The 14,273-nt window shown below is 59.5% G+C and carries 14 protein-coding genes; 8 read left to right on the top strand and 6 right to left on the bottom strand.

All coding sequences use genetic code 11. The features are described 5' to 3' along the window. Positions 1 to 118: 118 nt before the first annotated feature. Positions 119 to 1,573: a transglycosylase SLT domain-containing protein gene (locus tag QF010_RS14630; RefSeq protein WP_033054614.1), complete on the bottom strand. Its 1,455-nt coding sequence runs from the start codon at positions 1,571 to 1,573 to the stop codon at positions 119 to 121. Positions 1,574 to 1,672: 99 nt separating this feature from the next. Then, a complete protein-coding gene (gloB, locus tag QF010_RS14625) occupies positions 1,673 to 2,440 on the bottom strand; it encodes a hydroxyacylglutathione hydrolase (RefSeq protein WP_429533382.1) in 768 nt (255 codons plus the stop codon). A gap of 65 nt (positions 2,441 to 2,505) precedes the next feature. On the opposite strand from gloB, the gene QF010_RS14620 reads away from it, so the two are divergent. From QF010_RS14620 to QF010_RS14600, 5 genes are all read left to right on the top strand, one after another. Beyond that, a complete protein-coding gene (locus QF010_RS14620; RefSeq protein WP_008152097.1) occupies positions 2,506 to 3,264 on the top strand; it encodes a methyltransferase domain-containing protein in 759 nt (252 codons plus the stop codon). Between the two features lie 92 nt (positions 3,265 to 3,356). Further along, positions 3,357 to 3,809, top strand: coding sequence for a ribonuclease HI (gene rnhA, locus QF010_RS14615; RefSeq protein ID WP_008152099.1), 453 nt, complete (start codon positions 3,357 to 3,359; stop codon positions 3,807 to 3,809). Positions 3,810 to 3,931: 122 nt separating this feature from the next. Beyond that, positions 3,932 to 4,690, top strand: a complete 759-nt coding sequence (dnaQ, locus tag QF010_RS14610; protein WP_033054619.1) for a DNA polymerase III subunit epsilon — start codon at positions 3,932 to 3,934, stop codon at positions 4,688 to 4,690. 296 nt (positions 4,691 to 4,986) lie between these two features. Beyond that, positions 4,987 to 7,242 carry an Orn/Lys/Arg family decarboxylase gene (locus QF010_RS14605; RefSeq protein ID WP_429510135.1) on the top strand — a complete coding sequence of 752 codons (2,256 nt, stop codon included), beginning with the start codon at positions 4,987 to 4,989 and terminating at the stop codon, positions 7,240 to 7,242. Between the two features lie 14 nt (positions 7,243 to 7,256). Further along, entirely contained in the window at positions 7,257 to 7,871 is a 615-nt protein-coding gene (locus tag QF010_RS14600; protein ID WP_429510134.1) for a GNAT family N-acetyltransferase, read from the top strand. Here the strand turns inward: QF010_RS14600 and QF010_RS14595 are convergent. After that, entirely contained in the window at positions 7,837 to 8,730 is an 894-nt protein-coding gene (locus QF010_RS14595) for a LysR family transcriptional regulator (RefSeq protein WP_033054627.1), read from the bottom strand. The genes QF010_RS14600 and QF010_RS14595 overlap by 35 nt on opposite strands. 88 nt (positions 8,731 to 8,818) lie before the next feature. Continuing rightward, positions 8,819 to 9,079 (bottom strand): hypothetical protein, encoded by a 261-nt coding sequence (locus QF010_RS14590; RefSeq protein ID WP_033054629.1) that lies wholly within the window; start codon positions 9,077 to 9,079, stop codon positions 8,819 to 8,821. Between the two features lie 176 nt (positions 9,080 to 9,255). Here QF010_RS14590 and QF010_RS14585 point away from each other — a divergent pair, with 176 nt between their 5' ends. Further along, complete coding sequence (locus QF010_RS14585) at positions 9,256 to 9,816, top strand: NADPH-dependent FMN reductase (protein WP_033054631.1); 561 nt, start codon at positions 9,256 to 9,258, stop codon at positions 9,814 to 9,816. Positions 9,817 to 9,823: 7 nt separating this feature from the next. On the opposite strand, the gene QF010_RS14580 is transcribed toward QF010_RS14585, so the two are convergent. After that, on the bottom strand, positions 9,824 to 10,477 hold the full coding sequence (locus tag QF010_RS14580) for a TetR/AcrR family transcriptional regulator (RefSeq protein ID WP_033054633.1): 654 nt from the start codon (positions 10,475 to 10,477) through the stop codon (positions 9,824 to 9,826). 55 nt (positions 10,478 to 10,532) lie between these two features. On the opposite strand from QF010_RS14580, the gene QF010_RS14575 reads away from it, so the two are divergent. After that, the gene (locus tag QF010_RS14575) at positions 10,533 to 11,636 is read left to right on the top strand and encodes a DUF2855 family protein (RefSeq protein WP_429510133.1); all 1,104 of its coding nucleotides are present in this window, start codon (positions 10,533 to 10,535) and stop codon (positions 11,634 to 11,636) included. A 296-nt stretch (positions 11,637 to 11,932) separates the two neighbouring features. After that, a complete protein-coding gene (locus tag QF010_RS14570; RefSeq protein WP_429533381.1) occupies positions 11,933 to 13,216 on the top strand; it encodes an arsenic transporter in 1,284 nt (427 codons plus the stop codon). 26 nt (positions 13,217 to 13,242) lie between these two features. On the opposite strand, the gene QF010_RS14565 is transcribed toward QF010_RS14570, so the two are convergent. After that, positions 13,243 to 14,193: a DUF1853 family protein gene (locus tag QF010_RS14565; protein WP_429533380.1), complete on the bottom strand. Its 951-nt coding sequence runs from the start codon at positions 14,191 to 14,193 to the stop codon at positions 13,243 to 13,245. Between the last annotated feature and the right edge of the window lie 80 nt (positions 14,194 to 14,273).

Raw genomic sequence — 14,273 nt, 5'->3', positions numbered from 1 at the left:
CGGTTTGTTAGATGTGTTTGCTCGCACGAACATCATCAATCAAATCGGCGTTCTTGTTTCTGTGTTTCCCGGGATTCCGTGAAGAACCAAAAAAAAGCCCCTTAATCAGGGGCCCGTTTTAGCGTGGCGAAGCCACCGTCAGCATCTGCCCAGGCTTCAGCGCCTGGCCAACACGCGGGTTCCAGCGCTTGAGGTGTTGCATTTCAACGTTGAAACGTTTGGCAACCATATACAGCGAATCGCCTTGCTGGACCTTGTATTGGGTCTGCGGCTTTTCCTTGACTGCTTTGCTGTTGGTTTTGCTGTTCGCCGCCACGACCGTGTTGACACGGCCGCCGCTGCGCTTGGTGGTGTCCTGCATTACCAGGGTCTGACCCACCTTGAGGTCCTTGCCACTCATCTTGTTCCAGCGCTGCAGGTCCTTGACGTCAACCTTGTTGGCCTTGGCGATGGCTACCAGGTTGTCGCCACGTTTTACGCGATAGGCGCGTTTGAGGCTGGCGATTTCGGAGTCGTCGGCGCCTTCGAAGACCGGCTTGAACGATTTTTTGCTGATCAACTCTTCAGGACGCATGGTCGACAGGCTGGCCGTCAGCAGTTGCGCCTTGGACGTTGGCACCAGCAAATGCTGGGGGCCATCGATGGTGGTGCGCTGCTTGAAGGCCGGGTTGAGCTGGAACAGTTCGTCTTCGTCGATGTTAGCCACCGCGGCGACCTTGGACAGGTCCATGCGCTGATTGATTTCGACGACCTGGAAGTACGGTTCGTTGGCGATCGGGTTCAGGTTCACGCCGTAGGCTTCAGGTGCCAGCACCACTTGCGACAGGGCCAGCAGCTTTGGCACGTAGGCCTGGGTTTCTGCCGGCAGCGGCAGGTTCCAGTAATCGGTCGGCAAACCGAGTTTTTCGTTGCGCTCGATGGCCCGGCTGACCGTGCCTTCGCCGGCGTTGTACGCCGCCAGGGCCAGCAGCCAGTCGCCGTTGAACATGTCGTGCAGGCGGGTCAGGTAATCCATGGCTGCGGTGGTCGATGCGGTGATATCGCGACGGCCATCATAGAAACGGGTTTGACGCAGGTTGAAGTAACGCCCGGTGGAAGGGATGAATTGCCAAAGACCCACCGCGTCGGACCGGGAATAGGCCATGGGGTTGTAGGCGCTTTCAATCACCGGCAGCAGCGCCAGTTCCAGCGGCATGTTGCGTTCTTCAAGGCGTTCGACGATGTAGTGAATGTAGAGGCTGCCGCGTTCGCCGGCGTTTTCGAGGAAGGACGGGTTGCTGGCGAACCACAGGCGCTGTTGCTCGATGCGCGGGTTGACGCCCACGTTGTCTTGCAGCTGGAAGCCCTGGCGCATGCGCTCCCAGACGTCTTGTGGAATTTGTGGAGTCGGTTTTTCGCTGAGCCAGATGGGTTTCTGCTTGGCTCGAGCGGCGATGTTCGGAGTGTGTGTCGCGTCGGTCTGCGGCACATGGCTGGAACAGCCCGCCAAAGTGGCGGACACAGCCACCGCAATGGCTTGAGCCAAGCGGGTCAATGCGTCTGAATTGATGGCTTTACGAATAGATGACGACATTGGCTGGAAGTAAGTTCCGGGCAAAAATGTCGGGCGATTCTAGAAAGCGTACCCCCTGCGGTCAACCATTCAGAACTTTTGTACCAACATGATGGCTACTTAGAACTTATCTTTCCAAGCACGAAGAGCAGCAAAGACCGCACTCGGAGCCCGGTTTTGGGTTCCATTCCGTTCGTCCACTTTTTCTTTAACGGATGTTTCGTCGACACGTAAAAACGGGTTTGTCAGCTTTTCAAGCGCCAGAGTAGAGGGCAGCGTCATGATTCCGGCTTCACGTTGTGCGGTGACTTTTTCCAGACGTGCGGCGGTGTCCGGATTGCCTGGTTCGACCGCTGCGGCAAACTTCAGATTGCTCAAAGTGTATTCGTGAGTGCAGTGGACCAGCGTATCTTCAGGCAGCGCGGCAAGGCGCGTCAGTGAGGTATGCATTTGCTCCGGCGTGCCTTCGAACAAGCGTCCGCAACCGGCAGCGAACAGGGTGTCACCGCAGAACAGCAAACCATGATGGTAATAGGCGATATGCCCCAAGGTATGGCCGGGGACGGCAAAGACATCGAAGTCCCAGCCCAGCACGCTGACGCGGTCGTTGTCCTTAAGGGCAACGTCTCGGAGCGGGATGGTTTCGCTGGCTGGACCGTAGACTGTCGCGTCTGTCGCTTTTTTCAGCTGCTCGACGCCGCCGACGTGGTCATGATGATGGTGAGTGATCAAAATATCACTCAACACCCAACCCGGATGCGCGGCGAGCCAGGCCTGCACTGGCGCGGCATCGCCCGGGTCGACCACTGCACAGCGCTGGGTGCGGTGGTCTTGTAACAACCAGATGTAGTTGTCGGTGAAGGCGGGCAGGGCACTGATCTGTATCATCGTCGGATTCGCCAAGCGGAAAACAATGGCGCATCTTAGAACTTCCTGGCGCGTTGGAGAATGCAATGACCGATAAAGCGTTCGCTCAGGCTGATCCTGAATGGCTGACATTGATCAGCGCGGCCCGTGAATGGCTGTCCGGCCCCATCGGGCAATTTCTGCTGGACGAAGAACGTCGCATGCTCGAAGACGAGTTGGGACGGTTCTTCGGTGGCTACCTGGTGCATTACGGTCCGTCGGCCCAAACGCCGCCGTCGGCGCCGCAAGTCCAGCGCAATGTGCGGCTCGGCGCGCCATTGCCGGGTGTCGAGATCGTCTGCGAAGAGCAGGCGTGGCCTTTGAGCGAGCATGCCGCCGATGTGGTGGTGTTGCAGCATGGGCTGGATTTCTGCCTGTCGCCCCACGGCCTGCTGCGCGAAGCGGCAAGCAGTGTGCGGCCCGGCGGGCATCTGCTGATCGTCGGGATCAACCCCTGGAGCACCTGGGGCTTGCGTCACGTTTTTGCTCACGACGCCTTGCGCAAGGCTCGCTGCATCTCCCCGTCGCGAGTCGGTGACTGGTTGAACCTGCTGGGTTTCGCGCTGGAGAAACGCCGCTTCGGGTGCTATCGTCCGCCGCTTGCATCACCCGCCTGGCAGGCTCGTCTGGCCGGTTGGGAGCGCAAGGCCGGTGACTGGCAACTGTCGGGTGGCGGCTTCTATTTATTGGTTGCGCGCAAGATCGTGGTGGGCCTGCGGCCCGTCCGTCAGGAGCGGCGCGAACCGATGGGCAAGCTGATTCCATTGCCGATGGCCAAGGTCAATCGTCGCCGCATCGATCCGTAATACACTTTTTATTTTCCCGGCCGGGTTTGCCCCGGCCTCGGGCATCGTCGATCACCGATCGGCGAGCCACCGCATTTTCTGGATAGATTGGCATGAGCGATAGCGTAGAACTCTTCACCGACGGCGCCTGTAAAGGCAATCCTGGCCCAGGCGGCTGGGGCGCTTTGCTGGTGTGCAAAGGCATTGAAAAAGAACTGTGGGGCGGCGAAGCCAACACCACCAACAACCGCATGGAGCTGATGGGCGCGATCCGCGGCCTTGAAGAACTCAAGCGCTCTTGCGACGTGCTGCTGGTCACCGACTCGCAGTACGTGATGAAAGGCATCAACGAGTGGATGGACAACTGGAAGAAGCGCGGCTGGAAAACCGCCGCGAAAGAACCGGTGAAAAACGCTGATCTGTGGAAGTTGCTGGATGAACAGGTCAATCGCCACAACGTTACCTGGAAATGGGTGCGCGGGCACATCGGTCACCATGGCAACGAACGCGCCGACCAATTGGCCAACCGTGGCGTAGACGAAGTGCGCGGTTACAAACAAGCCTAAGCCTCAGACTGATCGTTCCCACTCAGAGCGTGGGAGCGATCAGCGCCGGCACCTGAAAGACCCCGGCGAGCGTGTTAACATCGCCGCTTTTGCACGAATGACCCGTTGAGAGCTGAGCACTGATGGCCACCAGATCCGTTGTACTCGATACCGAAACCACCGGCATGCCGGTGACCGACGGCCACCGGATTATCGAAATCGGTTGTGTCGAGTTGATCGGTCGGCGCCTGACGGGCCGGCATTTTCACGTTTACCTGCAACCGGACCGCGAGAGTGATGAAGGCGCGATTGGCGTCCACGGCATCACCAACGAATTTTTGGTCGGCAAGCCGCGCTTCACGGAAGTGGCCGATGAGTTCTTTGAATTCATCAAGGGTGCGCAGCTGATCATCCATAACGCGGCGTTCGACGTTGGCTTCATCAACAACGAATTCGCCCTGATGGGCCAGCACGATCGTGCGGACATCACGCAACATTGCTCGATTCTCGACACCCTGATGATGGCCCGGGAACGTCACCCGGGGCAGCGCAACAGCCTCGACGCCTTGTGCAAACGTTATGGCGTCGACAACTCCGGTCGTGAACTGCACGGCGCCTTGCTCGACTCCGAGATCCTCGCCGACGTTTACCTGACCATGACGGGCGGCCAGACCAGCCTGTCCCTTGCCGGCAATGCCTCCGATGGCAACGGGTCCGGGGAAGGCGCGGACAATTCCGCCACCGAGATCCGCCGTCTGCCGGCCGATCGTCAGCCGACGCGGATTATCCGTGCCAGCGAAGATGACCTGGCCCAACACGTGGCACGCCTGGAAACCATCGCCAAATCCGCCGGCGCCCCATCGCTCTGGCAGCAACTGGCCGAGGCCAAGGCTCAAGCCTGATAAATCTGCCTTAAGTGAAAGGGCTGTTGTGGCGAGGGAGCTTGCTCCCGCTGGGTTGCGTAGCGACCCTTTGCATTCTTCCAGTAACACCAGATTTTCAGGATTTGCGACTGCTGCGCAGCCGAGCGGGAGCAAGCTCCCTCGCCACAAGTACTCATCTCGACTTTGGATTCCTCGCTACACGATGGTGCGCGCGATGACCTCCTTCGGGGCGCCGCACTCGCCACATGCGCTCGAACCCTCTACCCTGAGGTGATTGGCGGACCACGGTCTGCCGCCTCAGGACACTGAGCCCCATGTATAAAGATTTGAAATTCCCGGTCCTGATCGTCCATCGCGACATCAAGGCCGACACCGTCGCCGGTGACCGCGTGCGTGGCATCGCCCGGGAGCTGGAGCAGGAAGGCTTCAGCATTGTCTCGGCGGTGGATTACACCGAAGGGCGTCTGGTTGCCTCGACCCATCACGGTCTTTCCTGCATGTTGATTGCGGCCGAAGACGCCAGCACTCACTCTCATCTATTGCACAACATGGCCGAGCTGATTGGCCTGGCACGGGTGCGTGCGCCCGACTTGCCGATCTTCGCGCTGGGTGAGCAGGTGACCCTGGAGAATGCTCCGGCCGACGCCATGGCTGAACTCAATCAGCTGCGCGGGATTCTTTATCTGTTCGAAGACACCGTGCCTTTTCTGGCCAGGCAGGTCGCCCGAGCGGCTCGCAAGTATCTGGATGGTCTGCTGCCGCCGTTTTTCAAAGCGCTGGTGCAGCACACGGCCGACTCCAATTATTCCTGGCACACACCCGGCCATGGCGGCGGCGTGGCGTACCACAAGAGCCCGGTGGGTCAGGCGTTTCACCAGTTCTTCGGGGAAAATACCCTGCGTTCCGATTTGTCGGTGTCGGTGCCGGAACTCGGCTCTTTGCTCGATCACACCGGTCCGCTGGCAGAAGCCGAGGCCCGTGCTGCGCGCAATTTCGGCGCCGATCACACCTTCTTCGTGATCAATGGCACCTCAACCGCCAACAAAATCGTCTGGCATTCGATGGTCGCTCGCGATGATTTGGTGTTGGTGGATCGCAACTGCCACAAGTCGATATTGCACTCGATCATCATGACCGGCGCCATTCCGCTGTACCTGTGCCCGGAGCGCAATGAGCTGGGGATCATCGGCCCGATTCCGTTGAGCGAATTCAGCCGCGAATCGATTCAGGCCAAGATCGACGCCAGCCCGCTGACCAAAGGCCGGGCGCCCAAGGTCAAGTTGGCGGTGGTGACCAATTCGACGTACGACGGCCTCTGCTACAACGCTGAGCTGATCAAGCAGCAACTGGGCAACAGCGTCGAGGTCTTGCACTTCGATGAGGCCTGGTACGCCTACGCGGCGTTTCACGAGTTCTTCGCCGGACGTTTCGGCATGGGCACGTCCCGCAGTGAAGACGGCCCGCTGGTGTTCACCACCCATTCCACCCACAAACTGCTGGCGGCGTTCAGCCAGGCGTCGATGATTCACGTGCAGGACGGCGGCGCGCGGCAGCTGGATCGGGATCGCTTCAATGAAGCGTTCATGATGCACATCTCTACCTCGCCGCAGTACAGCATCATCGCTTCGCTGGATGTGGCGTCGGCCATGATGGAAGGCCCGGCCGGACGATCGCTGTTGCAGGAAATGTTTGACGAGGCGCTGAGTTTTCGCCGGGCGCTGGCCAATTTGCGCCAGCACATCGCTGCTGACGATTGGTGGTTTTCCATCTGGCAGCCGCCGTCGGTGGAGGGCATCAATCGGGTGATCACCGATGACTGGCTGCTGCAGCCCGACGCTGACTGGCACGGCTTTGGCGGCGTGACCGACGACTACGTGTTGCTTGATCCGATCAAAGTCACGTTGGTGATGCCTGGCCTGACAGCAGGCGGCGCCCTCAGCGAGCGCGGGATTCCGGCGGCGGTGGTCAGCAAATTCCTTTGGGAACGTGGGTTGGTCGTTGAAAAGACCGGGCTGTATTCGTTCCTGGTGCTGTTCTCCATGGGCATCACCAAGGGCAAATGGAGCACGTTGCTGACCGAGTTGCTGGAGTTCAAGCGCAGCTACGATGCCAATGTCAGCCTCGCGACCTGCCTGCCGTGCGTGGCGCAAGAGAATGTCGCGCGCTATCAGGGCATGGGTTTGCGCGATCTGTGCGATCAATTGCACGCCTGCTACCGCAGCAATGCCACGGCCAAACACCTCAAGCGCATGTACACGGTGCTGCCGGAAATCGCCATTAAGCCGTCTGACGCCTATGATCAATTGGTGCGTGGCGAAGTTGAAGCCGTGTCGATCGATGCTCTGGATGGGCGGATCGCCGCGGTGATGCTGGTGCCGTACCCGCCGGGGATTCCGTTGATCATGCCCGGCGAGCGCTTTACCGAGTCGACGCGCTCGATCATCGATTACCTGGCATTTGCGCGCACGTTCGATAGCAGCTTCCCGGGGTTTGTCGCTGATGTGCACGGATTGCAACACGAAGACGAGGGCAATGGACGGCATTACACCGTTGATTGCATCAAGGAATGAGGACCTTTCCGAGTATGCAACCGATCATGAATCCGAAATTCCCAGGGCTGTCGGTACGCGTTGCCGATGATGGTTTTGCAGCCTACATCTGGGGCAGTGACTTCAGTTTTGAAGTCGTGGCCTACGGCGCAGCCGAAATCGGTAAACCGGTGGAGCAGTGGCTGGTGACGCCGATCACGCCCTATCGCAAGTGCTACGGCATTGATCCCGAAGAATTCAGCAGTTTCCGCGATGCCGCTGACAGCGCGATTTTCATGGCTTATCTCGATGATGAGCCGGTGGGTCACCTGGTGGTCAGCACCAACTGGAACGGCTTCGCCCATATCGACGAGTTGGCGGTGCATGCGCCGGCGCGCCGTCATGGCGTGGCCAAGGCGTTGCTGGATGTGGCGCAGTTCTGGAGTCGAAAAAAGAAACTGCCGGGCATCATGCTCGAAACCCAGAACAACAACCTGGGGGCCTGCCGGCTCTATGAGCGCCGCGGTTACGTCCTGGGCGGAATCGATCATCTGCGTTATCGCGGGATCGATCCGAACACCGCCGAAGTGGCGCTGTTCTGGTATCGATTGTTCGATAACCCGCTGGAAGCGCCGCTTAGTTCGCCAGCATCGCCACGGCTTGTTCCGTGATGATGCCCAGCAGTGCCTGAATCGCCGCTGATGGCTCGCCGTTGTTGAGGGTCAAGGCATAAAGGCTGATCGGCACGGCCGGCGCCAGCGGGCAGGCATCCAGTCCAGCCGATTTGGCCCCGAGGGCGGTGAAAGGGTCCACGATGGCCAGGCCTTCACCGGCCTCGACCATGCTGCGCATCATCTGGTGAGTCTGTACCCGGGTCTGAATGACCGGGGCAGGGCGCAGGGCATGCAGCTTGTTTTCCAGCGCCGGGCTCAGCGGATCATGACCTTCCAGGCCAACCATCGATTGGCCGGCCAGGTCCTGCAGCGAGATGTACTTTTGTTTGGGTTGCAACCAGCCGTGGGGCGCGAGCAGCTGAAGTTTGCCTTGGGCGATCACCTGGCAATGAATGTCGGCGTGATCGGGGTCATGCAGGCTCAGGCCCAGATCGCTTTCGCGCAGCAGCAGGTTTCTGACGATCTCGCGAGTCGGTTGACTCAGAAGGGTACAAGGGGCATCAGGAAGGCGTCGGCGCAGGGCGGCAATGCTCTGTGGCAATAACTGCTGTGCGAGGGGCGGCGTGCAGACGATCCGCAAGGGCGGAGCCTGATATTGCTTGAGGCTGTTGGCCAGGCGCTGGACCGGCTCGAGCGCTTCATAGACGTGGGCGATCTGGGCCTGTAACTCCCGCGCCTCGCGCGTAGCCTGCAAGCGTCCACGCACGCTGGAAAACAGCATGAAACCCAACTGATCCTCGGCTTCGCGCAGAATCCCTTCGACTTCGGCCACAGGCAACTGCAGCCATTCGGCCGCGGTGCCCAGGTGACCGGTCTGCAAGAGCGCCTGGATCACTTCGATATGACGTAAACGCATGCGTGAAGTCCATGTTCAGCAGGTGAGGGAGTCAGTGGCTGAATCCTAACTCAAGTGCGCGCATATGACTTCTGCTCATAACACGGAGTTATGAGGCGATCGTGGGTTCCGGCCGGCTGCCGACATAGGTGTCGGGCTCGCGCACGATAGTGACGTCTGATTGCACCAGCAAAAACTGGTTGTCATCGAGCTTTTTAACGCGATCGCCAATGGCCAGCTTATAAGTGGTGACAGGCACCGAGCCAGTGAGGCCGTCTGCCGACGGGGTGGATTCCTGGAACTCATGCACGGAATAAACGCGGCCTTCCGCGTCTCTTGCATGGAACTGACCGACGAGTACTGCTGCCATCTGCTTAGAACCTCTGGGGATAAATCACTCAATTTGCGGCTCAGTAGACCGTGGTTGGGCGAGGTAAGTTTTCCTACAGGAAAAAAATAGTCAGGGGCGGCGATTTTCAGTCGCCCACGGGTTGAATCGTCATCTATAACTACAAGCTCTTTCCATCGGACAGTCGAGAATCTTCCATGAGCAACGTCTATACGATCGCTGTACTGGTCGGCAGCTTGAGAAAGGAATCGATCAATCGCAAGGTGGCGCTGGCCCTGGCCGAACTGGCGCCTGCCAATCTCAAACTGGTTATCGTCGAAATCGGCGATCTGCCGCTCTACAACGAGGACATCGATGGTGATTCACCGCCGGCAGCCTACAGCACTTTCCGGCAACAAGTGAGCTCATCCGACGCGGTGCTGTTCGTCACCCCCGAATACAACCGTTCGGTGCCTGCGCCAATGAAGAACGCGATCGATGTGGGTTCGCGTCCCTACGGCAAGAGTGCCTGGAGCGGCAAGCCCGGAGCGGTGATCAGTGCTTCGCCGGGCGCTATCGGTGGTTTTGGCGCCAACCATCACCTGCGTCAGTCGATGGTGTTTCTGGATGTGCCGTGCATGCAGCAACCGGAAGCCTATCTGAGCGGCGCCGGTTCCGCGTTCGACGAGGCGGGTAACCTGTCCGAGTCGCTCAAACCGTTTTTGCAAAAATTCATCAATGCTTATGGGCAGTGGGTCGAGCAGCATAAAAAGCAATGACGCTCACTTAGCCACGGAGCCGGCCACAGATCATCGATTCGATCTCCAGCAGCCATGCGGCGGTTTGCGCCGCCGCAGGTTGTGCGGTGACGCAATACCGGCGACCGCCCCACGCCGTGATTAGCCAGGCATCAATGGTTGTTTCTGAAGGGCATACGGGCAAATCGGTACAGGCTGCGAAGGCTTCGCGCCACTTCTGCGACAGCTCCTGGAACACTCGCCGATGATGTTTGGGTTCGGCGATCTGGTGTTCGAGGGTCATCAGTTCATAGTCGAACAACGGTTGCCTGGTCTCGACCGGGTCACAGGTCAGGCGTATCAGACGCTGGGTCCGGGTCTGCCAATCCAGATCCGTGGGCTGTACGACCTGTTCATCCACCTGCTGCAACAGATGCTCCAGGCAATGTCGGACGTAACCTGACAGCAAGGCTTCCTTGCTCGGGAAATAGTCGTACAACGTGCCAATGGCGACGCCTGCTTCCAGGGCCACCGCGCGCGTGGTCAACCCCGACCAGCCGTCGCGTTGCCAAATCCGAACAAACGCTTCGTAAATTGCCTCTACGGTGAAAATCGCCCGGGCCTGGCTCGGCCGTTTCAACGGCTTGGCGCGGGGATTGAGCGTGGAGGTGCTGCCCCTGGAATTTCCGAACCCGCTCTTCATCGGCTGCCACTACTCTGGTGCGACCCGCCACTCACGCGCAGCAGGAGTCTGAAAGATGCAAAGTTCAAGCACGGTAACACGGCTGATTACCCGCAAAAACGCCCTTGACCAAAGTCGAATCGAGCAGGAGCAACGTAGCCTGATTCCGGCCGCCGGCGAGGTGATTGTCAAGATCGACCGGTGCGCGTTGACCACCAACAACATTACCTACGCGGCCTATGGCAACTCGATGAACTACTGGGAATTCTTTCCTACAGGGTTAGCGGAATGGGGGCACGTCCCGGCGTGGGGTTTTGCCGATGTCGTGGCGTCTGATGTGGCCGGCATCGAGGTCGGGGAGCGTTTCTACGGGTATTTTCCGATTGCCAGCCATCTGTGGATGCGCCCGGAACGGGTCACCGAGCGTGGTTTCTATGACGCCGCCGAGCATCGGCAGGCGCTGACGTCGGCGTACAACCAATACACCCGTTGCAGTTGGGATTCGTACTACAGCCCTGAAACCGAAAACCTGCAGATATTGCTGAAACCGTTGTTCCTGACCTCGTCGATGCTCGCGGATTTCCTGCAGGATCAACAGTTCTTCGGCGCAACTCGACTGGTGATCTCCAGCGCTTCGAGCAAAACCGCCTATGGCACGGCGGTCTGCCTGGACAATCACCCGGGACTGGAGCGAGTGGCGCTGACCTCGACCGGCAACAAGGCGTTTGTCGAGAAACTCGGTTGTTACGAGCGAACGGTGGCCTATGCAGAACTGGCGAGCCTGGCCAATGACCGTCCTACGTTGTATGTAGATTTTTCCGGCGACCTGGATTTACGGGATCAGGTCCACCAGCATTTTGCCGGGCAGTTGGTTTACAGCTGCTTCGCCGGTTCTGCGCAAAGCACCGATGAGGCTAGATTGACGGCCATTGAAGGGCCGCAACCGGTGTTCTTTTTTGCGCCGATCCAGATCCGCAAGCGCAATGCCGAGTGGGGCCCGGAAGGGGTCAGTCAGCATATTGGTGAGGGCTTGCAGCGTTTCTACCGGCAGTTGACTACGGCTGACAAACCATTGCTGGAAGTGGTCGAGAGCAAAGGCTATGAAGCCGCGCAGAGTGTGATTTCCCGGCTGTTTCACGGCCAGATCGCACCGATCGAAGGGCATGTGATCAGGCTATAGCGTCCCGATCGAGGGCCGTGTGATCCGGCTATGACACACCGCTCCGTCGTAGCAGCTGTCGAGCCTGCGAGGCTGCGTTCGGCGACGCAGTCGTCGTGAAATCAGGCACTGCGGTGTCCCAGGAATACCGCGTTCGCAGGGTTTACGACGACTGCGTCGCCGAACGCAGCCTCGCAGGCTCGGCAGCTGCTACATCGACCTTGGTGTGTTTAGGGATAGGAAAGCAAGTTTGGGCTTTACTCCGCTCGTGCATTGCGGCTGAATCGCGGTTTGTTTTTTCGACAAGGCTGTACTGCATGCTGATCGCATCGTTGATTTTCCTGCTGACCATCACCTTGGTGATCTGGCAGCCAAAAGGCCTTGGCGTTGGCTGGAGCGCAGTATTCGGCGCGGTGCTTGCGCTGATTTTCGGGGTCGTGCACCTGAGCGACATCCCGCTGGTGTGGCAGATTATCTGGAACGCCACCGGGACCTTTGTCGCGCTGATTGTCATCAGTCTGCTGTTGGACGAGGCGGGATTCTTCGCCTGGGCAGCGTTGCATGTGGCCCGCTGGGGGCGGGGCAGCGGACGCAAGCTATTTGCTTACATGGTGTTGCTCGGTGCGTTGGTGTCGGCGTTGTTCGCCAACGACGGGGCAGCGCTGATTCTCACGCCCATCGTGATTTCCATGCTGCTGGCGTTGCGCTTTTCCCCGGCGGCGACCCTGGCGTTCGTCATGGGCGCCGGTTTCATCGCTGATACGGCGAGTCTGCCGTTGGTGGTGTCGAACCTGGTGAACATCGTTTCCGCGGACTTCTTCCACATCAGTTTCAACCGTTACGCGGCGGTGATGATCCCGGTCAACCTGGTGAGTGTCGCGGCAACCCTGGCGATGCTGATGTGGTTTTTCCGTCGTTCCATTCCCAAGGATTACGACCCCGAACAACTGGAGCATCCGGCTTCAGCGATCCACGACCACGCCACGTTTTATGCCGGTTGGGCCGTGTTGGTGATTCTGCTGCTCGGCTGCTTCGCGCTCGAGCCTCTGGGGATTCCGATCAGTGCCATCTCTGCGGTGTGCGCGGTGTTGCTGCTGGCCATCGCGGCCCGTGGTCACAAGATTTCCACGCGCAAAGTCATCAAAGAAGCGCCGTGGCACATCGTGATTTTCTCGCTGGGCATGTACCTGGTGGTGTATGGCCTGCGCAACGCCGGACTCACGGGGTATCTGGCCGGATGGCTGGATGGTTTTGCCGGTTACGGCGTGTGGGGCGCGGCCATGGGCACGGGCGTGCTGACGGCGCTGCTGTCGTCGGCAATGAATAATTTGCCGACGGTGCTGATCGGTTTGCTGTCGATCGATGCCAGCCAGGCGACCGGGGTGGTGAAGGAGGCGATGATCTACGCCAACGTCATCGGCAGTGACCTGGGGCCGAAGATTACACCGATCGGCAGCCTGGCGACGTTGCTGTGGTTGCATGTGCTGGAGCGCAAGAGCATTCGGATCGGTTGGGGGTATTACTTCAAGGTCGGGATTGTGCTGACGGTGCCGGTGTTGTTGGTGACGTTGGCGGCGCTGGCTGTGCGGTTGTCTATCTAAATCGCATCGGCCCAGACGCTAAAAACTCAGCCACTGCCAGGAACGTTAGGCCAAAGATCCGCCACCAGAAACAGCCGCTCGGCTTCTTCCCAATCGCCCTGGGCGTTTTCTGTGAGTCGCACCAGCAACCGCGCCGGGGCCAGTGGCTCCAGGTCGCTGAGCCAGGCATTCAGCTGTTCAGTGCTCCAGGTCTGCTCCACCGGATAGTAGGCCGGTGCCAGCCAGGCATGGCGGGGCAGGGGTTGCCAGCGACCGAACGGGCGCTGCACGACAAAGTCTGCCCAGTCCTTCTGATGCAGCCAGCTACCGCGTAAATGCAGGGGATGTGCGCCACTCGGTGGCTCGGCCGGTCCCGGCCACGGGTACAGCAAATAGCCGCCCAGCCACAAATGCGCACTGAACTGCTGGATATCCAGCGCGGCCAATACTTCGCGGCTCTCCGGGCGCGCCGAAATCGGTAATTGATGCTGAGTCAGATGGGCCAGTTTGCGGTCCAGTCGATCGTGGCAGCCGGGGCCGAGCCACTGCGCCGTGTCGTGTCCGTCGCCATTTTGCGGGCCGAGGTAAAGTTTGATCGCCAATTCCAGATGATGCACGCCGTCACGATCGCGCAGCAGCATGTCCAGCTCACCCAGCGTGTGACCTTCGCGGCGGATCGGCATGTTGGCGGCAATCAGGTCGATACCCGGTGCGTGCCGCACGGCGTATTGCCAGAGGCGTTCGTAGTACAAGCCCAGTCGCCGGGTTCGGGCCTGCGCCAGCCAGTGCAGCAAGTCATAACTGTCTCGATCCAGTTGCCGCAGCCACTGTTCCAGCCGCTCCGGCGCTTGTACCCAGTCACTGCCGGTCAGCGGATGACGCTGCGGCCACGTCGTGACGCCCAGCATCGGCGGCGCGAGGATGACCCAGGCCAGGTCGCGCACTTCGGGGTGGCGCAACTGGTGGGGTAACTGCAGCAAATCGGGAAATAAGATCATCTTGCGAGCATAGCCTCAATCGTGAGTACACCGTTGTGGCTGAAAGGATTTTGTCTATCCTGCGCTTTCGCCCATAATCG

This window comes from Pseudomonas silensiensis (genome assembly GCF_050434865.1).
GTDB classification, from domain to species: Bacteria; Pseudomonadota; Gammaproteobacteria; order Pseudomonadales; family Pseudomonadaceae; genus Aquipseudomonas; species Aquipseudomonas fluorescens_W.
This window is presented reverse-complemented; position numbering and strand designations above follow the sequence as displayed.